The sequence below is a fragment of the Ensifer sp. Root127 genome, from assembly GCF_001425225.1.
GTDB lineage: Bacteria > Pseudomonadota > Alphaproteobacteria > Rhizobiales > Rhizobiaceae > Ensifer > Ensifer canadensis.
Genome location: NZ_LMDX01000053.1, coordinates 69,232 through 92,865, shown reverse-complemented (window position 1 = coordinate 92,865; position 23,634 = coordinate 69,232). Strand labels below are relative to the sequence as shown.

General features: G+C 56.3%; 26 protein-coding genes and 1 pseudogene. 11 read left to right on the top strand and 16 right to left on the bottom strand.

Annotated features, from left to right (window positions below; translation table 11 throughout):
* Positions 1-481: 481 nt before the first annotated feature.
* The 3 genes from ASD03_RS34350 to ASD03_RS34340 are packed head-to-tail and all read left to right on the top strand — an operon-like array spanning position 482 to position 1,503.
* Positions 482-730 (top strand): hypothetical protein, encoded by a 249-nt coding sequence (locus tag ASD03_RS34350; protein WP_057218504.1) that lies wholly within the window; start codon positions 482-484, stop codon positions 728-730.
* Between the two features lie 42 nt (positions 731-772).
* A complete protein-coding gene (locus tag ASD03_RS34345; RefSeq protein ID WP_057218676.1) occupies positions 773-1,162 on the top strand; it encodes a type II toxin-antitoxin system RelE/ParE family toxin in 390 nt (129 codons plus the stop codon).
* Complete coding sequence (locus ASD03_RS34340) at positions 1,159-1,503, top strand: helix-turn-helix transcriptional regulator (RefSeq protein ID WP_057218502.1); 345 nt, start codon at positions 1,159-1,161, stop codon at positions 1,501-1,503. The genes ASD03_RS34345 and ASD03_RS34340 overlap by 4 nt, the downstream gene beginning before the upstream one ends.
* Positions 1,504-2,084: 581 nt before the next feature.
* Here ASD03_RS34340 and ASD03_RS34335 read toward each other — a convergent pair.
* Positions 2,085-3,128, bottom strand: coding sequence for an aldo/keto reductase (locus ASD03_RS34335; RefSeq protein WP_244494726.1), 1,044 nt, complete (start codon positions 3,126-3,128; stop codon positions 2,085-2,087).
* A gap of 125 nt (positions 3,129-3,253) precedes the next feature.
* On the opposite strand from ASD03_RS34335, the gene ASD03_RS34330 reads away from it, so the two are divergent.
* The 5 genes from ASD03_RS34330 to ASD03_RS34305 all read left to right on the top strand — a co-directional run bounded on the left by ASD03_RS34330 (position 3,254) and on the right by ASD03_RS34305 (position 8,928).
* The gene (locus ASD03_RS34330; RefSeq protein ID WP_057218500.1) at positions 3,254-3,829 is read left to right on the top strand and encodes a TetR/AcrR family transcriptional regulator; all 576 of its coding nucleotides are present in this window, start codon (positions 3,254-3,256) and stop codon (positions 3,827-3,829) included.
* Between the two features lie 878 nt (positions 3,830-4,707).
* Positions 4,708-4,959, top strand: coding sequence for a WGR domain-containing protein (locus tag ASD03_RS34320; RefSeq protein ID WP_057218496.1), 252 nt, complete (start codon positions 4,708-4,710; stop codon positions 4,957-4,959).
* A 155-nt stretch (positions 4,960-5,114) separates the two neighbouring features.
* Entirely contained in the window at positions 5,115-5,618 is a 504-nt protein-coding gene (locus ASD03_RS38490; protein ID WP_082557474.1) for a 2Fe-2S iron-sulfur cluster-binding protein, read from the top strand.
* On the top strand, positions 5,615-6,637 hold the full coding sequence (locus ASD03_RS34310) for a xanthine dehydrogenase family protein subunit M (protein ID WP_057218492.1): 1,023 nt from the start codon (positions 5,615-5,617) through the stop codon (positions 6,635-6,637). Before ASD03_RS38490 ends, ASD03_RS34310 begins: the two co-directional genes overlap by 4 nt.
* Before the next feature lie 14 nt (positions 6,638-6,651).
* On the top strand, positions 6,652-8,928 hold the full coding sequence (locus ASD03_RS34305) for a xanthine dehydrogenase family protein molybdopterin-binding subunit (RefSeq protein ID WP_057218490.1): 2,277 nt from the start codon (positions 6,652-6,654) through the stop codon (positions 8,926-8,928).
* Between the two features lie 6 nt (positions 8,929-8,934).
* Here ASD03_RS34305 and ASD03_RS34300 read toward each other — a convergent pair whose 3' ends face one another.
* The 8 genes and pseudogenes from ASD03_RS34300 to ASD03_RS40925 form a co-directional block, all read right to left on the bottom strand.
* On the bottom strand, positions 8,935-10,023 hold the full coding sequence (locus ASD03_RS34300; RefSeq protein WP_057218489.1) for an ROK family protein: 1,089 nt from the start codon (positions 10,021-10,023) through the stop codon (positions 8,935-8,937).
* A 128-nt stretch (positions 10,024-10,151) separates the two neighbouring features.
* Complete coding sequence (locus tag ASD03_RS34295; protein ID WP_057218487.1) at positions 10,152-11,180, bottom strand: substrate-binding domain-containing protein; 1,029 nt, start codon at positions 11,178-11,180, stop codon at positions 10,152-10,154.
* Between the two features lie 575 nt (positions 11,181-11,755).
* On the bottom strand, positions 11,756-11,950 hold the full coding sequence (locus ASD03_RS38485) for a hypothetical protein (protein ID WP_082557473.1): 195 nt from the start codon (positions 11,948-11,950) through the stop codon (positions 11,756-11,758).
* Positions 11,951-12,048: 98 nt separating this feature from the next.
* On the bottom strand, positions 12,049-12,318 hold the full coding sequence (locus ASD03_RS34285) for a DUF982 domain-containing protein (RefSeq protein WP_057218484.1): 270 nt from the start codon (positions 12,316-12,318) through the stop codon (positions 12,049-12,051).
* Positions 12,315-12,779 (bottom strand): CBS domain-containing protein, encoded by a 465-nt coding sequence (locus ASD03_RS34280; protein WP_057218482.1) that lies wholly within the window; start codon positions 12,777-12,779, stop codon positions 12,315-12,317. The genes ASD03_RS34285 and ASD03_RS34280 overlap by 4 nt, the downstream gene beginning before the upstream one ends.
* Positions 12,766-12,969 (bottom strand): hypothetical protein, encoded by a 204-nt coding sequence (locus ASD03_RS34275; protein ID WP_057218480.1) that lies wholly within the window; start codon positions 12,967-12,969, stop codon positions 12,766-12,768. The genes ASD03_RS34280 and ASD03_RS34275 overlap by 14 nt, the downstream gene beginning before the upstream one ends.
* A 35-nt stretch (positions 12,970-13,004) precedes the next feature.
* Positions 13,005-13,289: a hypothetical protein gene (locus ASD03_RS34270; protein ID WP_063997127.1), complete on the bottom strand. Its 285-nt coding sequence runs from the start codon at positions 13,287-13,289 to the stop codon at positions 13,005-13,007.
* A 470-nt stretch (positions 13,290-13,759) separates the two neighbouring features.
* A pseudogene (locus ASD03_RS40925) lies at positions 13,760-13,870 on the bottom strand (DUF2934 domain-containing protein); the annotation flags it as partial.
* A gap of 388 nt (positions 13,871-14,258) precedes the next feature.
* Here ASD03_RS40925 and ASD03_RS34255 point away from each other — a divergent pair.
* Together ASD03_RS34255 and ASD03_RS34250 are read left to right on the top strand one after the other, a co-directional pair.
* A complete protein-coding gene (locus ASD03_RS34255) occupies positions 14,259-14,924 on the top strand; it encodes a UdgX family uracil-DNA binding protein (RefSeq protein WP_057218473.1) in 666 nt (221 codons plus the stop codon).
* A 519-nt stretch (positions 14,925-15,443) separates the two neighbouring features.
* Positions 15,444-16,043, top strand: coding sequence for a hypothetical protein (locus tag ASD03_RS34250; RefSeq protein WP_057218471.1), 600 nt, complete (start codon positions 15,444-15,446; stop codon positions 16,041-16,043).
* A 603-nt stretch (positions 16,044-16,646) separates the two neighbouring features.
* Here the strand turns inward: ASD03_RS34250 and ASD03_RS40915 are convergent.
* Positions 16,647-16,934, bottom strand: a complete 288-nt coding sequence (locus tag ASD03_RS40915; protein WP_244494739.1) for a BON domain-containing protein — start codon at positions 16,932-16,934, stop codon at positions 16,647-16,649.
* A 6-nt stretch (positions 16,935-16,940) separates the two neighbouring features.
* Between ASD03_RS40915 and ASD03_RS40910 the strand changes: the two genes are divergently transcribed.
* The gene (locus ASD03_RS40910; RefSeq protein WP_244494743.1) at positions 16,941-17,477 is read left to right on the top strand and encodes a hypothetical protein; all 537 of its coding nucleotides are present in this window, start codon (positions 16,941-16,943) and stop codon (positions 17,475-17,477) included.
* Positions 17,478-17,611: 134 nt separating this feature from the next.
* Here ASD03_RS40910 and ASD03_RS34235 read toward each other — a convergent pair whose 3' ends face one another.
* The 6 genes from ASD03_RS34235 to otsA all read right to left on the bottom strand — a co-directional run bounded on the left by ASD03_RS34235 (position 17,612) and on the right by otsA (position 23,627).
* Positions 17,612-18,328 (bottom strand): endonuclease/exonuclease/phosphatase family protein, encoded by a 717-nt coding sequence (locus tag ASD03_RS34235; protein WP_057218468.1) that lies wholly within the window; start codon positions 18,326-18,328, stop codon positions 17,612-17,614.
* Between the two features lie 114 nt (positions 18,329-18,442).
* Positions 18,443-19,498 (bottom strand): AI-2E family transporter, encoded by a 1,056-nt coding sequence (locus ASD03_RS34230; RefSeq protein WP_057218467.1) that lies wholly within the window; start codon positions 19,496-19,498, stop codon positions 18,443-18,445.
* Positions 19,499-19,777: 279 nt separating this feature from the next.
* The gene (locus ASD03_RS34225) at positions 19,778-20,149 is read right to left on the bottom strand and encodes a response regulator (RefSeq protein WP_057218466.1); all 372 of its coding nucleotides are present in this window, start codon (positions 20,147-20,149) and stop codon (positions 19,778-19,780) included.
* A 369-nt stretch (positions 20,150-20,518) separates the two neighbouring features.
* The gene (locus tag ASD03_RS34220) at positions 20,519-21,160 is read right to left on the bottom strand and encodes a peroxiredoxin-like family protein (protein ID WP_057218465.1); all 642 of its coding nucleotides are present in this window, start codon (positions 21,158-21,160) and stop codon (positions 20,519-20,521) included.
* Positions 21,161-21,347: 187 nt separating this feature from the next.
* The gene (gene otsB / locus ASD03_RS34215) at positions 21,348-22,145 is read right to left on the bottom strand and encodes a trehalose-phosphatase (RefSeq protein ID WP_082557471.1); all 798 of its coding nucleotides are present in this window, start codon (positions 22,143-22,145) and stop codon (positions 21,348-21,350) included.
* 105 nt (positions 22,146-22,250) lie between these two features.
* Positions 22,251-23,627: an alpha,alpha-trehalose-phosphate synthase (UDP-forming) gene (gene otsA / locus ASD03_RS34210; protein WP_057218463.1), complete on the bottom strand. Its 1,377-nt coding sequence runs from the start codon at positions 23,625-23,627 to the stop codon at positions 22,251-22,253.
* Positions 23,628-23,634: the final 7 nt, after the last annotated feature.

The window sequence follows — 23,634 nt, the reverse complement described above, 5'->3', positions numbered from 1 at the left end:
CTCTGGATTGTGATCCGGCGTGCAATATTCAGCGCTGGTTGAAAGACAGCTCCAACGAAGGCTCCAGCACATCGCTCAGATCGTGGCCCAGAATGCGGAGCGCCGAAAAAACCGACGATGACCATTCCGGAAATCGTCACTGGCAGCGAGGAAGAAACAAGATTGACTGGCATCGGGAAATCGCTTGTCAATGACGAGCGCGCCTCTGACGTTCTACCGGAAAAGCAATAGCCGAAACCGTACTATATCGAGGAATTCACGGCGGCTTCAACGGCGATTTAAGCGCAAAAGGCAACACGGACGAAACCGTGGCCAGTTCCATAATTACTCTTATCTGATCTGACGTAATGAAATAACATCACATAAAACGGTAACAACCGCACTCCTGGCGCGAACACCTCGCCCGTCGTTTCACTGCCCCGGTCTTGTCCCAGGGCGACAACGGCGAGCACACACTCTTCTGGTCTCGCTGAACAGGCCAATGGCGCTACGCTTCAGGCGGGGCAATCAGCATGCCGCGCACCCGCCGTTGCGTCATCCGGCCACGATCAAGCAACGCAACAAGCCGCGCCTCATGCTACTCAACATTGATGACTACGAACGGCTGATGCGGCAATCTGATGACCGTTCTGTCGGGACCCCAGACTACCCGGGCGAGCTACTCGATGAATTCGAGGCCGCGGTCGACGAGACCAGACGACGAGCAGCGATGGTTGTCATTTTCTTCTAAAATTACTTGACATAATTATGGCGATATACCCATAGTATGTCCATGAAGCCCGCAGCCCCTACCCCCAAACCTTGTGTATTTTTGGGGTCCAGTAAGAAAGATCTGTTGGGACTGCCTGACGACGTTCGCCAAGAAATGGGCTATGCATTGCATGAAGCCCAATGTGGCGAAGAACCGCTTGATGCGAAAGCGTTGAAGGGGTTCGGAGGTCGGTCTATCATTGAAATTGTCAAGGCCCATGACCGTGACACCTTCCGGGCCGTTTACACCGTGCGTTTCGAGCAAGCCCTATATGTACTTCATGTCTTTCAAAAGAAGTCGAAGAAGGGCATTGCGACCCCAAAACACGAGATCGACCTCATCAAGCAACGGCTACGTGATGCTGAGGAGCATTACCGGCTGAACTTTAACGAAGGAGGGCGCAAGCCATGAAATCGAACGTAGAGCCTGTAGTTGCTGTAGTTGGCAGCGGCAACATCTTTGCTGATTTGGGGCTCCCCGACGCAGAGGAAAATCTGCTTAAGGCCCAAATCGTCGTTGTCCTGCACCGGCATATCAAGGCCCGTAAGCTGACGCAAACTGCCGCCGCCATGCTGCTCGGCGTTGGTCAACCCGACCTATCGCACATTCTGCGCGGACAGTTCCGCGGCTGGTCGGTTGAACGACTCATGCGGATGCTGACGGCCTTCGACCAAGATGTGGAAATTACCGTTCGTCCGCATAGCAAGCGCGGCGAACGCGGTGACATTACATTCAACGCCGTTATGGCGTAGCGACGTGAAATTCTAAGCTCCCACCAAAGCCTCCGACACGCGGAGGCTTTTTTTATCTGGCTGCTACTGAACCCGGTTCGGGCACAGCGCCTTGAACTGATCGAGATCGACGTCATAGCCTGAAGCGCTCCAGCCATCCAACGGCTCGTTGCTGCCAACTCAACCAGCAGATCCTCTGTGCTCATCGTTCTCGAGATCGAGGAGTCCTTCGAGACCGATTGGAGCCGGGCCGATGAGCCACATTCGCGGCCCGCTTGGGGGCCTCTATCATCTCGAAGTCGAAACGCACGGACGAGGACGCGGTATCCTATGGCCGCGTGTTGGCTCCGCTCGTCGAACACATCGAAATAGCCTTCGCCATCGTCATCGTCCGGTAAACATTTAGTTTGGAGATGACGGTGCGGAAGCCTTGCCGACGTCGAAAGAACACGTCCATGGAGGGCTGCTTCGACATCGTCGCAGCGACATTGGGCTTCTGTCCGGGGGCCACTCCGTCATCCCCGGCTGGTGAGCCGAGGACTCACCCCGCGAAACGGAAGCTTCGCCCCGGGCCGAGCATGACGGATGGACGATCAACGGCCTCACTTCACCGCAGCGGCCGGCCAGTCCATCACATCCTCCTTGCCGCCCGCCAGACGACCGCGACTGCCGATAACGATGTCGTAGGGGAAGCCGAGCGGGATGGCGCTGGCGGTATCGAGGCGGGCGATCTGCTCTTCGGTCAGGCGAACATTGAGTGCTGAAAGATTGTCGTCGAGCTGCTCCTTGGTGCGCGGACCGATGATCGGCAGCGTTGAGCCTTTGGCTAGTACCCAGGCGATGGCGATCTGACCGGCAGGAAGTCCGGTTTCCTCGGCAATCGCCAGAACCGCGTTAACGGTTGCCGTCTTGCGATCGTCGCTTTCACCATGGATGACCGCGCCGAGCCCTTGCGCCCTGCCCGTCTCGCCCTTGCGATATTTTCCGGTGAGGAGACCACCGCCAAGCGGTGACCAGCTAACGGTGCCCAGTCCAAAGGCATTGGCCATGGGGATCAGCTCGCGCTCGACGGTGCGTTCCACGAGGCTGTATTCGATCTGCAGCGCCGAGATCGGCGACCAGCCGCGCAGGTCTGCCACGGTGGCGGCGGTGGCGACGCGCCAGGCTGGGAAGTCCGACAGGCCGGAATAGAGGATCTTGCCGGAACGGGAGAGGTCATCAAGGCCGCGGACGATTTCGTCGATCGGGGTGACGGCATCCGGCATATGCACCCAGAGAAGATCGATGCGATCGGTGTTCAGGCGCTTCAGGCTGGCTTCCACGGATTGAATCATGGCCTTGCGGCTGTTGCCAGTGCGCTGCAAGCCGCTGGTCGGCGCATCGCCCAGCGAGAACTTTGTAGCGAGCACGATATCGTCGCGCTCGCTAGTGATGAATTCGCCGGTCAGCGTTTCCGAGTGGCCGAACTGATACTGGTCGGCCGTATCGATGAAATTGCCGCCGGCGGTGCGGTAACCCTCGAATATCTGCTTCGCAGTCTCTCGGTCCGCGCCGTAGCCCCAGCCCGTGCCGAAATTGCCGGTGCCCAGCGCCAACGACGAAACGCGAAGGCCGGTGCGGCCGAAAACTCTATAACGCATGCTCATGTGCTTCATCCTTCTAAAAAGCGTTTCCGCCGGGTTGGTTAATTTAAATGACGGTCGTCATGCATTGCATTTAAATGACGGTCGTCATATAATTTGTCAAGGGTATTTTCCGAAAGGAGTTGCGCATGCGTCCGACCAAGGAACAGGCAAAGGATAACCGGCAGCGGATTCTCGATACGGCGGCAAAGCTGTTTCGCGAGAATGGCATCCATGCCGTCGGTGTCGATGCCGTCATGAAAGGGGCCGGCCTCACCCATGGCGGCTTCTACGGCCACTTCAGATCCAAGAGCGATCTTGCAGAGCAAGCGCTGGCCTATGCGATGCAGAACATGCTAGGCGCCGATGCCCTCAATGGTTCGTTGGACGATTTCGCGAAATCCTATCTTTCACCAGAGCATCGCGCCGCCGTTGGAGCGGGATGCACCGTGGCCGCTCTTGGGCCGGAGCTCGCAAGACTGCCGGAGGCGGAGCGAGGCCCGGTGACAGATCATATCCGCGGGTTGATCGCCCATATGGAGAACTGGCAGACGGAGAGTGGTTTCAAGCCTGACCGCAGCCAAGCGATCGCAGATGTCGCAAGCTTCGTCGGCGCTCTCGTCATGTCCCGGGCGGTGAACGATCCCGTCTTGTCCGACGAGATTCTGGAGAGCGTGCGCGACCGGGTGACCGGAAAGGCCCAGGACCAACCGATTTCGGGGTAACACGACGAAGACTGCATAGCTCCCTCATGCGATCGAACGTCGAGAAGGCGGATCGCCGGGATTAGCATGACGCGAATCCCCTTTCCCCGGAGTCCTGGACCCTCACGGGCGGCGGCTGTTCGCCGACCCAGAAATCTTGATTTCGTAGGTGCGCCTACCAGCCAGAGGTTCGAAATCAAGTCGCATACCAGATCCAGCCCCTTACCGCTGCTGACTTGGTCAAGCGGCCCAAGACTTCCAGGCGGGGAGTTCGAGACGCAAGACCAAGCCGCCAGCTTCACGCACGCAGATGCCCTTCAAGGATTGCTGTCCTCTCTCAAACTGCTCCCGAAGAAGCCGATCAATATGCACCATCAACCTGGTCAAGGCGCCCGATCTCCTCGATCCGACGAAGGCGGCGATCGCCATACGAGGCAAGTTTCTTGCCCATGCCATAGGACCGCTCCAGTGCGATGGCCGTCTTCGTCGCTTTGTCAGGTCGGATCCATCGCCGCCCGCGACACCGTCATCGTGACCGCCAAGAACACCTGCTCGATCCAAAAGCATCCGTTTGGACAGGCTGATTTCCTCAACCTAAAATCTTTTTGAATCCAAGATTATCTGGCGACGCTCAGGCGCGGATAACGCTTTAGTCGGGCATCGGCTCTCCTAGGTCCAAAGTTTGTGTATGAATTCTGGTCAGTAGGCGCCCGCAACACATTCATTCCGCCGGAAGAAAGGGTTTCGCTGCCGCGGTCCCGTTCTCCATCCCTGCACCGGCACATTAGATTCTCCGTTGTTTCTGAACGGGCGTTTACATCAACACCATGAATCAGTTCGCCCCAACCGATTCAAAAGTCTGATTGGACGTGGAATCTTGAACACGTGATGCTGTGTTCATGACCCAGCAGTGCTCCAACCTATACTTTCAACGGATAGATCCAAGCCGCAACATGGCGCGCTATTATATGTTGTCGATACAGCCGACGCTGTTTGGCGAAGTTTCCCTCATTCGAGCTTGGGGGCGCATCAGTACGCGCGGCCAGGAGATGAGCCACCAATTTGCATCCGAGACTGACGCTTTGGTGCTTCTTCGGAAAATCGTCCGCCGGAAGTCCGCGAAGGGCTACGTTTTCAAGGGAACTTGTTGAAAATCACTAAGGATACTGCTGTTTTTGCGGACATCGATGATTGTTGACATCGGCGCGACGGGGAAACATTCGTCTGGCCTATTGGAACATTCTTTGGCGACTGCCGTTTGGCCAGAGCAGCAGTGAAAGGGTTTCCCGTGATCACACGCTCGACGATGCACGCACCAAAGTGCGCGGTATCATTCATGGTCAACGGCCAAACAACAAACGTCGAAATCGCCCCATGGATTACGCTGCTGGATCTGCTGCGCGGTCCGCTCGAGCTTACGGGCACTAAGAAGGGCTGCGATCATGGACAATGCGGCGCATGCACGGTCTTGATTGATGGTGAACGCATAAATTCCTGCCTTAAGCTCGCCGTATCGCTGGATGGGGCTGATATAATGACGATCGAAGGCTTCGGCACTCCGGATGCTTTGCACCCGATGCAACAGGCTTTTCTTGATCACGATGCGTTTCAATGCGGCTACTGCACGCCAGGGCAAATTTGCTCCGCGATAAGCCTCGTCAACGAAGGCCGAGCGTATTCACGCGCCGAGATCCGAGAACTGATGAGCGGTAATCTCTGCCGGTGCGGCGCCTATACCAACATCATCGACGCCATTGAAACAGTCCTGCAGTCGAATGGTCGGCATAAATCGGACGGATCCGGACGATGAAGCCGTTTTCCTACACCCGGCCCGAATCCGTGGAGAATGCGATACGCGCGCTTTCAGCCAATCCGCGCGCTTTCGTCCTCGCGGGCGGTACCAATCTCGTTGACTTGATGAAATACGATGTTGTGCATCCAGAAGCGATCATCGACATCAACCGCCTGCCGTTGAAAGACATCGAAGAGTTGCCCGACGGCGGGCTGAGGATCGGCGCGCTGGTCAGCAATTCGGCGCTCGCCCATGATCGACGAGTGATAAGTCGCTATCCCCTACTCACAAGCGCCATTCTGGCTGGTGCATCACCACAATTGCGCAACGCGGCTACGACCGGTGGTAATCTTCTGCAACGAACCCGTTGCTACTACTTCTACGATCCTGCCACGCCTTGCAATAAGCGCCGTCCCGGCTCGGGCTGCTCTGCGCGCGGCGGCTTTAATCGAAATCACGCTATCCTTGGTGCGAGCGAAAGCTGCATCGCAGTTCATCCGTCGGATATGTGCGTTGGCCTGGCCGCCCTGGGAGCGACAGTCGAGGTTATAGGACCGAAAGGCCAACGTTGTATTGCGCTGGCCGACTTCCACCGGCTTCCCGGCCAGGAGCCAGACCGGGACAACTCATTGGAACCTGGCGAAATCGTCGTCGCGATCCGACTCGAGCCTAACCACTTCGTCGCGCACAACAGCTATTTGAAGCTGCGTGACCGCCTCTCCTATGCCTTTGCGCTCGTCTCCGTTGCCACAGCAATCGATCTATCCGACGGACGCATCGTTGATGTGAGGCTGGCCCTCGGCGGGGTGGCGCATAAACCTTGGCGAGACCCTCTGGTTGAGGCGGAGTTCGCTGGGGAAACGGCGCAAGAAGCAACTTTCCGTCGTCTTGCCGACAGGCTGTTGACCGGCGCCAAAGGATACGGTGCCAACGATTTCAAAATAGTGTTGGCGAAGCGCGCCATTGTGCGTGCACTGACCGAGGCGGTGACGGGTCCGTCCCAATCTCAGGGGAATGGGCCGCGACAGACACGATAGTAAAGGGCTTTTACATGCTACGCGAAAACAAAGCGGTCGGCGCGCCACATTCACGCGTGGATGGCCCGTTAAAGGTAACCGGTCAGGCGCGGTATGCCGCCGAACATTTTGACGCAGGCTTGCTGTTTGGATGCGTGGTGTCCGCCAATATAGCAACGGGTAAGATTGCATCGATCGATATAGATCATGCGGCCTGCTTTCCCGGTGTCGTAAAGGTCTTCACGCACGAAAACCGCCCGGCGGTCGCTTACCGAAATAGCAAGTGGAAGGATGAGGTCGCTCTGCCCGGTCATCCCTTCCGCCCGCTAGAAAATGACCGCATACTTTTCGACGGTCAGCCCGTGGCACTTGTGGTTGCCGACAGCTACGAGGCGGCACGAGATGCAGCGAGCTGTGTGCGGGTACACTATCTGCCCAACCGTCCGCAAACTGATCTTGAGCGCAATCTCGACGAAAGCTACGTGCCGCCAGTGCCCCGCTCTGAGCAATCTATGCCGCCGCCGCCTCGCGGCGATGCGCACGCTGCCTTCGCAACCGCGCCATACAAGATTTCCGCCGAATACCGGATGGATGGTGAACATCACAATCCGATGGAACTGTTCGCCACGACAGTGATACGAAATGGCAACGGCGATTTGACCGTGTATGACAAAACCCAGGGCTCGCAGAACTCCCACGAGTACATTTGCAATGTATTCGGGTTAGCGTCCGAAAAATTAACGGTGAAGAACAGTTTCGTAGGAGGTGCTTTCGGGCAGGGATTGCGGCCGAAGTACCAACTCTTTTTGGCTGTGATGGCGAGCCTTGATCTCAGACGATCGATCAAGGTCGAGATGAGCCGCCGCGAGATGTTTTACCTGACTTGGCGGCCCTCTAGTTTCCAACAGGTCTCCCTTGCAGCCGATGGAAATGGAAACCTGATATCGGTCATGCACCACGCCGTCCATTCGACGTCCCGTCATGAAGATTACCAGGAAAACGTCGCTAATTGGTCCGGCCTCGCCTACCATTGCGACAACGTCAAGATTACGTATGAAATCGTCAAGCTCGACGTCTCTACTCCAGGCGATATGCGCGCGCCCGGGGCGGCAACAGGTGTAACGGCCCTTGAGGTGGCAATTGACGAACTCGCTTTCGCCACAGGAATTGAGCCATTGGATTTCCGCATCCGCAATTTCGCCCATCGGGACCAGAACCAAGACAAGGAAATCACCTCCAAGGCGTTGATGGCTTGTTACCATGAAGGCGCTTCCCGCTTCGGATGGTCAGGGCGTTCGGCAGAACCGCGCTCGATGCGCGAGGGAAATGACCTTGTGGGTTGGGGAATGGCAACGGGCTTATGGGAAGCTAAAATGTCGCCAGCTCAAGCCAAAGTGCGGATTTCTTCTGATGGCAAAGTCTACGTGTCGGCTGCCGCTTCCGATATCGGAACCGGTACCTATACGATCCTCGGCCAGATCGCCGCTGATTGCTTTGATGTTTCAATTGACAACGTTACCGTGGAGATCGGGGACTCTTCTCTTCCTAGGACGGCCGTCGAAGGCGGATCCTACACAGCTGCATCATCTGGTACTGCCGTCCAGGCAGCATCAAAGCGTGTCATTGAAACTCTCCTCAAGCATGCGCATGTCATCTCGGGCACGCCGCTAAAACACGCCGCGGCCAATGAAGTCGAAATGGCCGAAGGTCGCCTCGTTCTCAAGACCAATCACCAGGTCGGTCTGGCATTGTCCGACATCATGAGCTTTATTGGCGTCTCGGCGATCGAAGAACTTGGGGTATCCGGGCCAGACAAGAAACTCGCCAAGACATTTGCTGCCTACACCCATTCAGCCGTGTTTGCCGAGGTCAAGGTGGATGCTGATCTCGGCGTTGTTCGCGTCACGCGAGTTGTCAGCGCCATTGCCGCGGGCCGCATCCTTAACCCCAAGACCGCTCGAAGCCAGATTCTGGGCGGCATTGTGATGGGAATTGGCATGGCGTTGCATGAAAAGGGGATGATTGACCACCGGATCGGCCGGATCGTCAACCATAACTTGGCGGAGTATCACGTACCCACAAATGCCGATATCGACGGGCTTGAGGTGATTTTTGTCGAGGAGGATGACAACAAGGTAAGCCCCATCGGAGCAAAAGGACTGGGCGAGATCGGCATTATCGGTGTTGCCGCTGCCGTTTCAAATGCGATATTTCACGCAACAGGGGCTCGTTTCCGCGACTTTCCCATTACTATCGACAAGTTACTAATGAGCGGCACCTCGAGCGATAACGGGCCTCGGCATCACCTTTGATGCTACCTAGGCCACTGCAGGCTTCGTGGAGAAATGCGCGTTGCCCAAGCCTGTTCCAATCGTCAATACGCCCCAGTTTTGTGCATCATCGAGAAAGGGAAGCTGCGACAACCCTTGTACGACGGCGTCATTGTGCATGACGAAAAAACTGTCTTGGTCTCCAATCTTCGGTACCGCACGTCGCAAGACCTCGGGCAGGTTGAAGCTTTCGCTCTCCCAGTTGCCCCCCGGCAGATTTTGCGCACCGCGGGTAATCGAGCCCGTTTCTTCGATGATCCCGGGACAGGCGATGCCGACTGCCGGAGCGAGATCGAGCTTTTTCTTTCGCGCATATTCCACCATATGCCTGAGCATCGCGGCGACCTTTTCAACGCACGTGGTCCGGTTCGGCTCATCGTCGGCGTGCCGCCATACGTGCGATTTGCCAACCTTCGCATGAGTAAAGTTCTTAGCCTTTTGCGTGTTCAGTTCGACGACACCAACTCGAATATTGGTTCCACCGATGTCCACAGCCAGGATCGCTTGGTGCCCTTTGAGCATCCAATGAGGTAAAAGGTGCACGCTTCCGATCAGCCCCGCGTCGTCGGGATGATGACGAATTATATTGAGCTCCATTGCTGAACCTTGCTTCCTCAGGATCATCTGGGCTCGCTTTATACTCAACGCCCCGGCCTGGCTGGAAACGAAGCCGCCTCCCACAACCACCTTTTGTGTACCGCTCCAGCTTTTCTCCGCCAGGTACCGCAGCAAGACTGACACGAGCTCATGGGCGAACTCCTCGATCGCACTCCACACCGTCACCGCCGCCGCCGGCTTTCCGTCAGTCAGGAAACGATCGATCTTTCTTTTCGAGAGCATTTCCGTTTGCTTGCGCCCCAGAGGGTCGGGGGCGTTGTCGGATGCGATCTTGCGCCATCGTGCGAGCATCTCCTTGAATGCTTCCTTGTTGGCTCGGTCGCCAATGAAGCCGTTCTTGTCTTTGATTTCAAAATTATACTCATCGACATGAACCCGGGGGAGATCCCCTGCCCCATGCGCAATGGGCTTACCCTTGCTTCGTTCCATTTCCGCCCGTGCCCTTGTCGCTTTTGTCATGAATTTCGTCCCGCCAGATAACTACCATCGAAACGCGGGTTCCGCATTGAGGTTCCTTGGGCCGCGGCAGTTCGTGAGTGACCCTCGATCCCCGCGAGCGTCTTGACGGATTGCCTCTCTCTGATTGGCTAATGCCTCCGCCGGCCGTGATGACGATCCGTTGATTGGCCCCTCACGAAGTTGACGGGCCACAGTTCATGGATCTCGTTTGCTGGTCGTCCGGCAAGAAGTTCGAGGATCAACTCGCCTGCACGCATGCCGGCTCGGTGCAGGGATGAACGCGTCGCACTTAACGTAGGTGACATATGTTCGGCGCGCAGATATGCGAGTCTATCGTCATGAGCTACGACCGACACATCTCTCCCCACTATAAGGCCGCAGGCTTTTGCGGCGCGATAGACGCCAAGTGCACTCGTTGTAGATCCTGTTACAACGGCCGTGGGACGCGGGTGCTGTTCGAAAAAGGACCGCCCAAGGGCAAATCCGTTTTCATCGGTCAGGTCACCATTGGCTACAATTTCAGGATCGTATGGTAGCGCCCGTTCGGCGAGCGCTTCGCGATATCCTCGGTGGCGTTGCGAACTAAAAGCGAGTTCTTGTGGGCCGCTTATCAGGGCGATGCGTTGATGCGCAAGATCCAGCAGATGTTCCGTTGCGAGTTTCGCCAACCCTACGCTGTCGATATCGAACCAAGCGTGATTTGAGCACTCTGGCAATTGGCCGTAGGTCAGGAAGGGAACGCCCTGCTCGAGGAGCGAAGCGAGCCGCGCGTCACCGGCCAAAGGACTGCTCAATATCACTGCGTCTACACGCCCGCCTTTCGCCAACCTGTCGCACATTTCTATATCGGAATCCTGCGAACCGGATGCCACAGGCGCTATCAGCATTTCGCACTCCCGGGCGACAAGTGCCCGTCCCACTCCCGTTATGAATTCTGCGGTTTGGTAGGCCAGCGAACGGTCAAAGATGATGCCTATAGCGCCTGCTTTACCGGTTGCAAGGCGAACGGCCGTGCTGTTGGGTCGATAACCAAACCGGCTAGCCTCTTTCAAAACGCGCTGGCGCGTTTTCTCGCGCACCTCTGGATAGCCGGCGAGCGCACGGCTGACAGTCGTTGGGGATAGGCCCAACTTCTCAGCAAAATCCTTCAATCTCATCTATCGTCCTAAGCTCCGCATAGATGGGAAACCATTTTCCATCCAATTAGATCCCTGGGGCTGCGGGAACTTTGAAAGTCAGTGGACCAAGGGATGCTGATCGCCGCGAAGAGTTACGTAACGTCCTGGACGTTTGTCTGGGAATCCCTGGTGAGGGGCCTTTTATATTAGGAAGATGTTGTTAGCGGTGGAGGGCGCTGGAACGAACCCGATTACTCGTACGTTGTGTGTGAGCAATGATCGAGGATGGTCATGACCGAAGGCACCAAAAAGGAGTTCGACGTGATTGGATTGCTTCCGTCGCTGAGGCAGTTCGCCAGTACACTCGAGACGGATCCGCAACGGTCAAAGCTTCTGGTCGAGCGTACGTTACGTCGAGCCGTCTCCGAACTTAAATCCTATCGCATCGGCATGGACCTTCGTCGGTGGCTCTTCAGATTAATGCTTGAGACCGCAGAACTGCGGGCTTCTCATGGGAAGATAGCTTTAGCAGCCCGGCGCGATCGATCACGACAAAGTCTTATGTCCTGACGTACGGCGGGCAGGATAGTGCACTAAGCAGCTGAGAGTGAAGCTCAGTCCTTTTTTGTTTTCATAGCGTCCGAAAGCTTGGTCCGATCGGGATCGTTAAGATTTTCACCAACAGCATCACGATCACTGTCCGGATCATCAACTGCCGGAAGGTAGCCGCGCGGGCGGGTCTGTCTTGGCCCTTCCCACCGCGGCGACTGATCGGTGGTGCCAGGTTTACCATCACGTGGCGTTTTCATTTTCTTTTCCTTTGTTTGAGTTCATAACAAGTCGACTTGCGTCTCCACATCCCGCCACTCGGCCCACCTCGACCTGGCCCAGCGAGTACTGTCTGCTACTACGATCCAGACCAACTGTTGACGGCAATGCTAGCTTCGCGCGCGGCCTCAATAAACGCACGACGGGCGTCATCGGGCGAACGCGAGCTGTGTTCTCCCATATGGCATATTGCCAAAGCCGCCTGTCGGGCCGGCCCGTCGTCGTGATGCCAGTGGTTCCGCAAGATGAGATATGCATCGCGAGTGCTCTGAACGCGAAATATCCGATCACCATCCGCCAGGAAGATCTCTTCATCCCAAAGTCGATCGACACCCAATTCTTCTCTCATGCTTCGACCTCCATGACTGCGAACTGGGCGGGTTCGGTCGATCTGCTCAGGATCATGCCCGCAACTTCCGGATGAACACGTGCGATGTCTGATAGCGAAAGAACCCCGACCGCCTCATGGCGATCATTCACAACGACAAGACGGCGAATCTTGCGTTCTGCCATCTTTTGCGCCGCATTCAATATGCTATCCTCAGGAGTGCAGGTTTCTGGCGAGACGACCATAAATTCGCGCACCGCACGAGTAGGGGGCGTGCCTTCGGCAAGCACCGACACAACAATATCTCGATCGGTAAGAACGCCAATGATGGCGCCAACACCGGGGACTTCCACCGGAAGTATTCCGACACCAGTTGCCGCCATCAACCGGGCGGCGGACTGGGCACTATCATTGGGTGAGATCGTAAAGGGCGTCGGCGTCATAAGTGAACCCACATTTGTAACCTGCTCAGAGCTTGCCATCGATCAAGCTCCTGCCGTTAATCGTTGCTGGCACCGCGATTTCGTCAGCGGGTGATTTTGGCAAAGGAAGATCGACGCGGTACGGTGGTACGACTTGCGCATCGCGGATCTTGTTCTTGCCATGTACGGGCGGCCCGAAATATTCGGGCTTCGGTGGGCGCGGCGGAAGACGTTTGAAGCGGAGGCGCATAACAGGTCCCTTTCAGTTGATTGTCAAAACTCAACTCAATCCGCCGGTAATTGTTCCGATTTTTGCTGGTCGTGGTCCTCACCAAACCGTGCCTCGACTGCGTGCAATATCGCTTGGAGCTCCTCACTGAGAGCATTTTGTGCAGCGAAGGCCTCACTCGGCACCACGCCTGGATCTTCCTCATGATCCTTCACGACCAAATCGTCCTCCACCTGTCCTAGGAGGCTTTGCCATTCCTCAGGGCGAGCTTGGCGAACAATACCCAGTAGTCCAATCAGGAGCTCTCTGTGCGCTGCAAGTTGAAATTCTAACTTGTTCATCTACGGCTCCATTCGTTCTCCACTCTGCACTCGAACTCACGTGGCCCGGCTTAGTTCCCAGGTGTGATAGAGACCGTCTGGTCGCCTAAGATTAGGAGTGCAGGAAACTGATCAATGATCGCAATGTGGAGCTCATGGACGCTCATGCTCGGCATCGAACAGCTCGTGTCCGAGCGTATGCCGCCCATGTCGGGTTTGAGGTTCACCTCACATCGTCCGATAAAGGTTGGCCAGAAAACGCTGTTTCGCAGTACTGAGATATCTCGGTTCAGCTAAAGGGCGATACCTGGCCATATGGCGGCGCCGACCGCTATCGTGCGGAGCCGGGCTATTTTCGCGATGCCTCTTTTTTACCTTTACAAAGATGGTTTGGTAACATCACCAGTATCGCGCGCTTCATCTTGGGTGGCGTCGGATGGCCAGGTTTGATACCGATTCGTCTCGCTCGGCATAGTTACCTCGTCGGGGCCCATCTCACGGGCTGCCTGCTCCCAATGACGTCTCTCCTGTCCCTCAGGGCGCCCCTCATTTTCCCATATCGCATAGGCTCGGCGTCGTATTACTTCGTCCCTGTCATTCATGGCCTGATCTCCGGATTTCGTGTCAACTACGGTGCTGCTAACCGGCCAGTCGATAATTTGTTCCAGTTTGATGACGGCGATTGTGGGAACACATTATCGGCTCGGCGGTTTTTCGACCAACGGCGGTAGCTAGGAGAAATGAGATGCCAAAACAGCGGCGCACGACTGATGACTATTCAGCGGAGCCCCGGGGGGCGGACTACGAGAACTCGATTTATGGGACCGTTCCCGAAGAAGGGGATTCCCTGACAGAAATTGCCGGCGAGCCACGGCGTCAAGCGGAAGAAATTGCAGAGCGCGTTCGGAGCGTCAGCCACGTACAGAACAATTTGCGAGTGGACCTTGAACAGGCCGTCGGACGCTTTGTCTCACTACGCGGACAGAGACATTGGATAAAGTAGATCCTAGACCGCGATTAGGCCCCGCGCTGGCAGACGATCACGCTGAGGCGAAGACGCTAAGAAGGTTGGAAGCACAGGCGCAAGTCTGTCGCCGCTGTGATCTTTACAGGCACGCGACGCAAATGGTTTTCGGCGAAGGGCCGCGGTTTGCGCGCCTAATGTTTATCGGGGAGCAGCCTGGCGACCAGGAGGATCTTTCTGGACGCCCATTCATCGGACCGGCGGGAAAGTTGTTTGCTGAGTGCTTGGTTGAGGCCGGCATCGATCGGGCAGAGTGTTATGTGACCAACGCTGTTAAACACTTCAAGTTCGAGCAGCGCGGCAAACGTCGGCTTCATTCGCGTCCGAATGCCGGTGAGATCCAGCGATGCTCTTGGTGGCTCGGCGCTGAACTTGATCTCGTGTCTCCCCAGGTCGTCGTCGCGTTGGGCGCGACTGCGGCCCGTGCTCTTCTCGGCCCGTCTGTTAAGGTGACGCGGGACCGTGGACAGGCGTTTGCGAGCGATCGCCCCTTCAAGGCGCTTGTGACCGTGCACCCGTCCTTTCTCCTGCGCATTCCGGATCGAGGGAGAGCCGAAAAGGAACGCCAACATTTCGTTGCCGACCTCGTTGCTGCCAGCCTGGCTATAGAGGCGACGGGTAATACGGGTTGAACCGTTGAGTGAGAATCTTTCAAAACGACCGGGAAGGAGCGATTATGTCTACACCTAAACCGCCAAACCCTGACGAGCAGCCTCCGATGCCCGCGCCGACCTGGATTCCCAGGCCGATGGAAGAACCGGAACCGGATGAATTGCCGGACGAGAAGCGGAATCCCAATCCAGATGAGGTGAGTGAGCCCCCCAAATATCTATCCAGCCAAGGCAGCGGCTGTGCAGCGACGTCCTGGGGAAGCAACCGCCCCGAGTTTTGGAGTCGCAAACGACTGTAGAGGAGCTAAATCAAGGGAAAGCGCATTATTCATGGTTCTGCCGTTGTGGGCCTTCGCTTCAAACCTGCGCTCTGCAAAAAAGGTGAAACGTCGGCAGTATCCGTCCGGACAAACCTGAACGCACCTGGGCCTCAGCGCCAACTCACTGCGGCTCCGGCAAAGGAGCATATGAAAGTTGCGGGACGGAGACGGACTGTAAATCTGTAGCGGTGGCCTCGAAGACACGCAAAAGGAGCGTCATATGCGGACTGTAAGTGGACTTTTTGATAATCATGATGACGCGCGGAACGCCGTTGCGCAGTTGGAAGCGGTGGGCGTGCCTTCATCCGACATTAGTCTCATCGCCAACAACGTTGATAACCGCTACTCCGATAGCGATACGAGTGCTGCCGAGGGCGCCGGTGCCGGTGCGAGTCTTGGTGCCGCAGGAGGCGGAGCGGTTGGGCTTCTAACGGGCCTAGGATTGATGGCAATACCAGGTGTTGGCCCTGTGGTGGCGGCGGGTTGGTTAGCATCAACCGCAGCGGGAGCTGCCGCGGGAGCGGTGGCCGGAGGAGCTGTCGGAGGCATGATAGGGGCCATCACCAATTCGGGGATAAGCGAAAGCGACGCTCACGTTTATGCCGAAGGTGTGCGCCGTGGTGGTAGCGTTGTCATAGCCCGCATTGATGAAGGGCTGGTAGCGGAGGCGGAGGCAATACTGCGCGCCAATTCGGTCGATCCCATTGGAAGGCGCCAGGCGTATACTGAAGCCGGTTGGCAGCGGTTTGATGACCGAGCCGCGCCTTACAGCGCAAGTGAAATCGAAGAAGAACGGCGGCGCTACACCCGCATCCCTTGATGAATGCGACAATCACCGTTGATCTAGCCGATTCAGGCTCCTCAGTGCGCCCGTGATCAGCGCACGGAGCGAGAGGGCGGCAAAACTCGAATCTGCGAAAATTGTTGTCGACATCCTTTCGGAGCGAATGGCTGCAGGGCGGCTCTTTCTTCTCACCGACGTACACGACCGAAGAGCCCGCAGAATGTCTTCGAGGCCACTGAGGATCGCGACGACATTTCTGGTCGTTGTAAGACTGGCGGCGGATCGGTTAGCAGCGCTCGCGCCAGAAGTTGATGCTAACTGGCCGGCAACTCGTAGATTGCTCGGGCGCACGCTGCATCGGTGGACTCTGTTATTTGTCACTGGCCAGATCGGCCTCCCGCGCAGCCTTGAAAAATGCGATTCGCGAAAGATAAGCAGGAGCATGACCCGAAAGGACCTCTTCGCATGCGGTTAGCGCTGAGGTGTACGCAGGGCCTGTTGCCGCAGCCGGCGGCCAGCGCTGCAAAAGGATTTCCTTTGCCTGACGAGCGTTGCCGACAACCTCTACACGGTCGGCATCGGGCAACCTGATCACGATTGATTCATTCCATGCTCCTGGGTGAGGTGACATGCTGCTTCTCAAACGGTTGATGATTGTTGGCTAGAACTGCCCGTCACTGGGCCGCTTGTTGTGCGAACCCTCGAGTTGCTCTGGACATGTAATACTCCGGAAACTGCGTCGACGCAGTTCTCGGCTCGCCATATGTCCTGACGAGAGGACACCTGGCCTGGAAGCGTCACTTCTCCATTGAAGACCGAGACCAATTCGTCAGTGCTCCAAGCACTCGGATCACCTTTGTCGAAACCAAACCTTGGGTCACATCGCGGCGTGCCTTCGAGTGATAGATAGCGGCGTCCCCTTTTCATCCCCGGATGATCGTCACGCTGGGCTTCATAGTCGCGCCCGTAACGTTCCTCGCGTTCGTAACGATCCTCTGCCATCGCCAGCTCCTCCTTTTGATCTGCCAAAACATCGCAATCGCGGTCCTGTTCCGCATAGATCAAAAAAGATTGCTTCAGGCAGTTCGAAGGATCCGGCTGCATGTTCCGGCCATGCACCCGATCATCACGACGATGTGTCTAGCTATGCGGAACGTTGTTGGCGGTTCCCAGTTTGGCAAGGTGTTCAAGGCATTTTTTAAACAGGAGTTCATCATGCTCAGGAAACTTTTAGTGGGAGCGTTTTTATGCGTTCTCGTGGCGCCTTCTGCTTTTGCTCAGTCCGATATCACCTGTAACCAGGCGGCCATGACGAAGCTTGAGACAGACGTGAAGGCCATCACCGATGAGATGAAAAAGGACTACGCCAACAAGGAGTTGGCGATGGCGAAGCAAGCCCTTGCATCGAATGACGCTGACAAATGCAAGACCCACATGTCGAACGCAATGAAGGGAAATGACCCGATGTGATCGTCCCAAATCACTGTGCGCAAGCAGTGCGGATCGCGCCACAGATCGCGATCCGACGGCAGCAGTGAGATATCTTTGACAATGCGTTTATATAATTGACGATGTTGTCCAAACGGATCAACCGACCACCCATCTCAAGAGTTCAAGTTGAAGCGTGCAAAGATCGGAAGATGGTCAGACGCGCGTCTTGCTGGAGGCGCAGTGATCACCTCAAGCGATAGGAGCTCAAGTGCGCCCGAGTGCATGACATGATCGAGCCGCAACAGAGGATAGAGCGACGGGAAAGTTGCCAACGAACGACGCGACCCGGTCTGCGCAACGAGGACCTCCTTGAGGCGTTGCAATTCGCGCGAACCGGGGAGCGCATTCAGATCGCCAACAAACACCGTCGGGTTGTCTCGACAACGCTGATTACCCAGCCAGTCAGGTCCCAGCAATTCCATGGTCTGTGCGAGACGCTCCCTCCGTCTGAGGCCGAAATGGGTATTTAAAACGTTCAGTCGGAAATCGCCAAAACGGACCTCCACCCACAATGCGCCGCGAGGTTCACCAATCGACGGCAAGGGCCCTGCACGCACCAGCTCCGAGGGGTGTGCTGTCATTATGGCATCTCCATATTGCTCTTCTTCCAAATGTAGAGCCGGATGGAAGTGCGATTTCATCCGAAGATGTTCGGCTATAGCTTCTGCCTGATCGATGGTCTGCGTACGCGCGCGGCCCACATCCAGCTCCTGGAGGGCAATCACGTCAGGATCGCAAGCGGCAATCACCTCTGCGACGCGCTTGATGTCCAGTCGGCGATCCGTGCCGATGCAACTGTGAACGTTATATGTCAGAACAGAAAATTCCATGCGGGAGATCCGATGTGGTTGGTCATTGAAAATGAAACAGGCGCAAGCGGGTTGGCGCCGTCCCTATGGTCGTCTCCTGAAGATTGCTTGCGTGAGGTCGCCGTCACGCAAGAACTACAACTTCGGTGTCTTTGCTTGCGCCTCCTCCGTGAAGATATCCCACGCGGATATGAAAAGGGCGGCTATCAAAGGACCGATAACAAATCCATTGGCGCCAAGCACGGATAGGCCCCCCAGCGTTGAAAGCAGCACCACATAATCTGGCATTCTGGTCTCCTTGCCGACAAGCCGGGGACGCAACAGATTGTCCACCAGCCCGATTACCAGGAGGCCGACTGCGACGAGCACAACGGCTTTCAACCAGAGTCCGATCAAACCGAGGTAGATGGCCGCCGGTACCCATATAAGGGAGGTGCCCAGTATTGGGATTAACGAGACAAAGAACATTACGACAGACCAAAGCAAGGCTGGTTCGAGGCCCAGGAGCCGGAAGGCCAGTCCCCCGATGATGGCTTGAACCAGCGCTATGACGAGGGTCCCACGCACCGTTGCGCGCACAACTGAAGTGAACTTGACAGAAAACTGGCGCGTATTCTCCTCGCTAAGCGGAACGACGCGGCGAATGGCTCCGACCAGATCCCGACCATCACGGAAGAAGAAGAACAACAGATAGAGCATAAGGCTCGACGAGACCAGGAACCCAAAAGTCCCCTGCCCGAAGCTCAAGGCTCTTTCGGCGAAGAAACTCCCACCTTCCATCAGGCCCGAGGATAATGACGCGTTCAGCTCGTCGAAGGTCTTAAACTCAAAGCCTTGAAACCACCTGCCGACGGATGCAGGAAGAACATCCTCGATTTTGCGCGCAATGGGTTCGAGATCGATCGCACCGCTTTTTATCCGAGTGTAGAGTTTGCCACCTTCCCTAAACAGCGAAACGATGACAGCCAGTCCGGGAACGACGACCAGGCAGACACAGATACTAAGGCTGATTGCTGCCGCCGCGTTTGAGCGTGGACCGAGCATGCGGGCAACGCGGCTGTGTAAGGGATGGAACATGATCGCCAACACAACTGCCCAAAGAATCGCCGAATAGAATGGAGCCACAATCGCAGCGAAAGCCACCGTCACCAGGGCGAGAAGCAGATAGAAAAAGAAGCGGTGTTTGGTCATCAACGCCTTTCCACTGTGCGGACTTCGAAAAACTGGCCAGTTTGCGCCGAACTTCTCGACCCATCAGGTGAAACGCGTGTGAGGGAAGATCGTTGCCCGACACCGTAGCCAACCTTCGTCCTTCGCAAGTTAGGCCGCCACTTGAACGCAGCAACGCGACTCCCTCGCCGATGCATCCGTGAGTTGACGGGCAAATCCGCGATCGACGCTACTAATCGAACTCGGTGTCTGCCCGGGTTGTTCCGGTTTGCCGTGGAAGACTTGCCTGACGGTTTAGGGCTAAGCTGAAATCTGGAGCATCAAGTGCAATGTTGATACAAGCTCGTCTTCCGCGACAGGTTTTTGAAGCCGTAACATCGTGGAAAATTCGGACGGTACGCTCTGGTGGTCATAGCCTGTCAGGAAAAAGAACGGGACTGCACGCTCCTTGAGCCACCTGGCGATTTCGAAACAGGGGCCCTTGCCCATGTTGATGTCAACTACGGCCCCCGAAATCTCACTGGTGGCAATTTGTTGCATGCAGGAGTTGACGGAAGGAAAAGGACCAACGACTACCGCGCCGGTTTTTCTGATGATGCGAGAAATTTCATCTGCCTGAAGATAGTCGTCCTCGGCTACAAGGATGCGATATCCGGTCAGTTCCGTCGTCATCTTTAGGCCCTAGTTTCACCCCCAGTTTGTTTCAAAGCACTCGATAAACGAAGTACGCGCCAAAAAGTTCACATACGGACATTGCGGATCTTACTGCCTCCGGCGCTCCTAACACTGATGCGAGTGATCCGCGACAATTCTCAGCACGGCTATTTTTTCAGAGATCCCTGCCCGTGGAGTGGGTGGGAAATCAGACACTCAACCGGACCATAGCTTCGGTGGTCACGATTAACTCGGACACGTAGCTCGGAAACGTTTGGCGGCAATAGCGGGGATGCTGACAAGGCCCGGAAGAAAAAGCTTCCCAGATTCATTGCCCTCTTAGAAGAAGAGCAGGGGCACTTTCAATGCAAGTTCAGGACGCGGAGCCTAATGGGCCACCTGGGAAGCTGCCGACATCAATTCCTCGGGATTGGGCGCGCTGAATGTTTGTAGGCCACCCTTCAGAACTTCAGTGAAGCTCCAGCGTATGATGCCCTCCCGATCAATCAGGAACTGACCGACAAGTTGCCCCTGGTCGGAAGTGATCATCTGCTGATCGGCTGCGGTAATTTCATATCCTTCCCTCTTATTGATAAACTCGTCCATTGCCATCACGTCCATTGGCTCAGGCAACTCGCCCGGGAGGTCGATCCGTATCGCCATGACCGTGTCCATTCCGACTTCACGCAAGCCGAAAGCATGGTGCGAAGCCCGCACCGGGTCGGACGCTGCAAGAACTTCGGGAATCGGATGGTAACGGAAATAGAGTCGGGCGCGTTCGACCGGGGTGTTTACGACCGCTAGAGTTTGAACGCCCTTTTCACGCAGGGCCGGGTTAAGCTGTGCCATCGCCGCGACATGGCGCCGGCAGAACGGACAGTGCAAGCCTCGAAACAAACCAATCAATAATGGATTACGGCCTCGAAAATCTTCGAGCGCGATCTTGCCGTCGCCCGAGATCGCATCGAGCACAACATTCGGCGCCCGGTCACCCGGCTGCAGCGGGCGGTCGACGCTGCTCATGGGCATGGACAACCTCCTGGTCCGGCTCAGTCAAAAAGGCAGCGGCACTCGCGCGGTCTCAAAACTTCCTGCACGAGGCTTTGCAACCGGATCATAGCACGGAAAGTGCCTCTGCGGTTCGCCGATTTCCGCAGCTTTCTGCCATCAAAGAAATGATCAGTTTCTGTTTGCTTTGTGACGCTGCCGGCGGCGGTCAGCTATTCTCCATGGCAAAAGCTAAATAATCGCGCAGATCTTGCGGCGACTGGATCGTACCGAGTGCGCATGAAACAGCTGATGGGCGCCCGATTCGGATCGAGTAACCACCCATCGCGTTAGCTGTCGCAAACATCGTTTCATCCGTGAGGTCGTCACCGATTGCAAGTGGCCGCCTGCCACGGAATGGAGGATTGGCCATGAAGCGCTCAAGAGCATCGGCCTTGGAAGCCCCAGCAGGGCGTAGTTCGCACACCTTTTTTCCCATTTGCAGGGTCCAGTCTGGTCCTGCTTTCTCAGCATAACGCCTCATTAACGCTTCGACTTCCTGCTCAAAACTCGGCGCGAGCCTATAATGGAGGGCGACCGCGGCACCCTTGTCCTCGACAAGGACATCCGGCATGTTTTGCGCTTCAGCCAGTAGGTTCCCCTTCAGTATGGCGAAAGCTGTCGGCGCCTCTACAAGGAGGAGATGACCATCAGTACCGCGCATTTCACCGCCATGTAATCCGGCGATGGGGAACTCGAAAGGTTGAAAAAGCTCATCCGCATACAGGAGCGCGCGTCCCGTCACAATCGCAAGCGCGCCATCCATTCGGGTAGAGAGATGGTGCAGGTTCTCGGGAAGCTCCGCGGGAACGTGAATTGCATCGGGCGTTGGTGCCAAATCGAGCAATGTCCCGTCGATGTCCAAAAAGAGCGCCCAAGCAAGCGGGTTTTCAACCAGGTCGCGCAGGGCGGTATCCAGTGCAGGTGTCTTGCGTGCGAACGGTAGCTTGCTGTCGTCGGTGGTCATCCTAGCTTTCTCCGTCTAAGGCGCCCCACGAATGCCCAGTACATGCTTCCGTTCAAAATAACGCGTAGCGGTCTTGATGAGCAGGCGCGTCTCTTTGGTCGGTGTTTATTGCAAGGGCGGCCCCTCCAGGTCGTCCAAAAACCATTCGCACCAATGCTGGACGTCATGTTCCAGCAGATGGTCGTACATAGATCTCCATCTTCCCCGCCTCTCTTCAAGCGACATCGTCAAAGCTGTCGAGAGAGCCTGGGCTATCCCCTCCACGTCGTAGGGATTGACCTTGATCGCGCCATCGAGTTCCCTGGCCGCGCCGGCGAATGCAGAGAGTACCAAGACTCCTGGATCGTCCTCGCTTTGGGCGGCCACATATTCCTTTGCCACCAAGTTCATGCCGTCTCGCAAAGGCGTAACGAGGCCTACTTTCGACAAGCGATAAAGTCCGGACAAAAGGTTATGCGGCACGGAACGATTGATGTATCTGATGGGAACCCAGTCGAGCGTACCTAGCTCACCATTCACCCGCCCAGCCTGTTCGGCAACCACGCGCTGCATCGCTTCATATTCAGGGACTTCGGAGCGTGATTTGGGCGTGATTTGTAGGTAGGTGACTTTTCCTTGCATGTGCTTTTCAGAGCGAATGAAACGTTCAAAAGCATCGATGCGCTGCGTTATACCCTTTGAATAGTCAAGACGGTCGGCGCCGACGATTAGATCTCTGCCCCTGAGGCTCTCGGCTGCTTTGCGCAGGGGCCGGCTGGTCGCGGATTGTGCAGCAAGCGTGCTGAAGCGAGCCGTGTCAATTCCGATGGGATACGCCCCTACCCGGAGTGATTTGCCTTCCGTCGTGGTGATTATCCCGCCTACGTGTCTGGCGAGGCCACTCCTTTGCAAACAACCCAAAAAATTCTCTACGTCGTACTTTGTCTGAAAACCGACCACATCGTAGGAGCAGAGGCTTTTCAGGATTTCTGCGTGAACAGGCATGGCGAAAAAGACGTCGGGAGGCGGCCAGGGAATATGAAGGAAAAAACCGAGACGGTTGCGAAGCCCGGCCCTTCGCAACTCCGCTGCGAGAGGAATAAGATGGTAATCATGGACCCATACAAGGTCCCCTTCCTGTACCAGGGAGGCTAGACGCTCGGCGAAAAATCGGTTGACGCGGAAATAGCCGCTCATTTCCTTGCGCTCATACTCCGCGAGGTCGAGTCGATAATGGCAGATCGGCCAAAGCACTCGATTGGCAAAGCCTTGATAATATTCTTCCAGGTCTTTCTGAGTAAGATCAGTCAACGCGTAGGTAATTTTTCCCACTGTGCTGATTGCCAACGGTGCGGGGGCCTTGTCGTCCGTTTGCTGACCTGACCAACCCATCCAGAGACCTCCCCGCTGCGCCAAGGCTGCGTTCAATGCGATAGCGAGTCCGCCAGCTGATGATGGTTGAGCGAGAGTAACGCGGTTGGAAACGACGATAAGACGGTTCATTGGCAGG

What these genes read in the sequence shown, in the direction of transcription:
- ASD03_RS38490 (WP_082557474.1), top strand. Translation starts at nt 5,115, where the DNA reads ATGCACGCACCAAAGTGCGCGGTATCATTCATGGTCAACGGCCAAACA.
- otsB (WP_082557471.1), bottom strand. Translation starts at nt 22,145, where the DNA reads ATGACCACCGACGACAGCAAGCTACCGTTCGCACGCAAGACACCTGCA.
- ASD03_RS34300 (WP_057218489.1), bottom strand. Translation starts at nt 10,023, where the DNA reads ATGACAAAAGCGACAAGGGCACGGGCGGAAATGGAACGAAGCAAGGGT.
- ASD03_RS34230 (WP_057218467.1), bottom strand. Translation starts at nt 19,498, where the DNA reads ATGACCAAACACCGCTTCTTTTTCTATCTGCTTCTCGCCCTGGTGACG.
- ASD03_RS34310 (WP_057218492.1), top strand. Translation starts at nt 5,615, where the DNA reads ATGAAGCCGTTTTCCTACACCCGGCCCGAATCCGTGGAGAATGCGATA.
- ASD03_RS34220 (WP_057218465.1), bottom strand. Translation starts at nt 21,160, where the DNA reads ATGCCCATGAGCAGCGTCGACCGCCCGCTGCAGCCGGGTGACCGGGCG.
- ASD03_RS34320 (WP_057218496.1), top strand. Translation starts at nt 4,708, where the DNA reads ATGACCCAGCAGTGCTCCAACCTATACTTTCAACGGATAGATCCAAGC.
- otsA (WP_057218463.1), bottom strand. Translation starts at nt 23,627, where the DNA reads ATGAACCGTCTTATCGTCGTTTCCAACCGCGTTACTCTCGCTCAACCA.
- ASD03_RS34275 (WP_057218480.1), bottom strand. Translation starts at nt 12,969, where the DNA reads ATGCGCCTCCGCTTCAAACGTCTTCCGCCGCGCCCACCGAAGCCCGAA.
- ASD03_RS34270 (WP_063997127.1), bottom strand. Translation starts at nt 13,289, where the DNA reads ATGAACAAGTTAGAATTTCAACTTGCAGCGCACAGAGAGCTCCTGATT.
- ASD03_RS34335 (WP_244494726.1), bottom strand. Translation starts at nt 3,128, where the DNA reads ATGAGCATGCGTTATAGAGTTTTCGGCCGCACCGGCCTTCGCGTTTCG.
- ASD03_RS38485 (WP_082557473.1), bottom strand. Translation starts at nt 11,950, where the DNA reads ATGAAAACGCCACGTGATGGTAAACCTGGCACCACCGATCAGTCGCCG.
- ASD03_RS34340 (WP_057218502.1), top strand. Translation starts at nt 1,159, where the DNA reads ATGAAATCGAACGTAGAGCCTGTAGTTGCTGTAGTTGGCAGCGGCAAC.
- ASD03_RS34330 (WP_057218500.1), top strand. Translation starts at nt 3,254, where the DNA reads ATGCGTCCGACCAAGGAACAGGCAAAGGATAACCGGCAGCGGATTCTC.
- ASD03_RS34345 (WP_057218676.1), top strand. Translation starts at nt 773, where the DNA reads ATGAAGCCCGCAGCCCCTACCCCCAAACCTTGTGTATTTTTGGGGTCC.
- ASD03_RS34225 (WP_057218466.1), bottom strand. Translation starts at nt 20,149, where the DNA reads ATGACGACGGAACTGACCGGATATCGCATCCTTGTAGCCGAGGACGAC.
- ASD03_RS34350 (WP_057218504.1), top strand. Translation starts at nt 482, where the DNA reads ATGGCGCTACGCTTCAGGCGGGGCAATCAGCATGCCGCGCACCCGCCG.
- ASD03_RS40910 (WP_244494743.1), top strand. Translation starts at nt 16,941, where the DNA reads ATGATCGTCACGCTGGGCTTCATAGTCGCGCCCGTAACGTTCCTCGCG.
- ASD03_RS34285 (WP_057218484.1), bottom strand. Translation starts at nt 12,318, where the DNA reads ATGAGAGAAGAATTGGGTGTCGATCGACTTTGGGATGAAGAGATCTTC.
- ASD03_RS34280 (WP_057218482.1), bottom strand. Translation starts at nt 12,779, where the DNA reads ATGGCAAGCTCTGAGCAGGTTACAAATGTGGGTTCACTTATGACGCCG.
- ASD03_RS40915 (WP_244494739.1), bottom strand. Translation starts at nt 16,934, where the DNA reads ATGAAAAGGGGACGCCGCTATCTATCACTCGAAGGCACGCCGCGATGT.
- ASD03_RS34295 (WP_057218487.1), bottom strand. Translation starts at nt 11,180, where the DNA reads ATGAGATTGAAGGATTTTGCTGAGAAGTTGGGCCTATCCCCAACGACT.
- ASD03_RS34235 (WP_057218468.1), bottom strand. Translation starts at nt 18,328, where the DNA reads ATGGAATTTTCTGTTCTGACATATAACGTTCACAGTTGCATCGGCACG.
- ASD03_RS34250 (WP_057218471.1), top strand. Translation starts at nt 15,444, where the DNA reads ATGCGGACTGTAAGTGGACTTTTTGATAATCATGATGACGCGCGGAAC.
- ASD03_RS34305 (WP_057218490.1), top strand. Translation starts at nt 6,652, where the DNA reads ATGCTACGCGAAAACAAAGCGGTCGGCGCGCCACATTCACGCGTGGAT.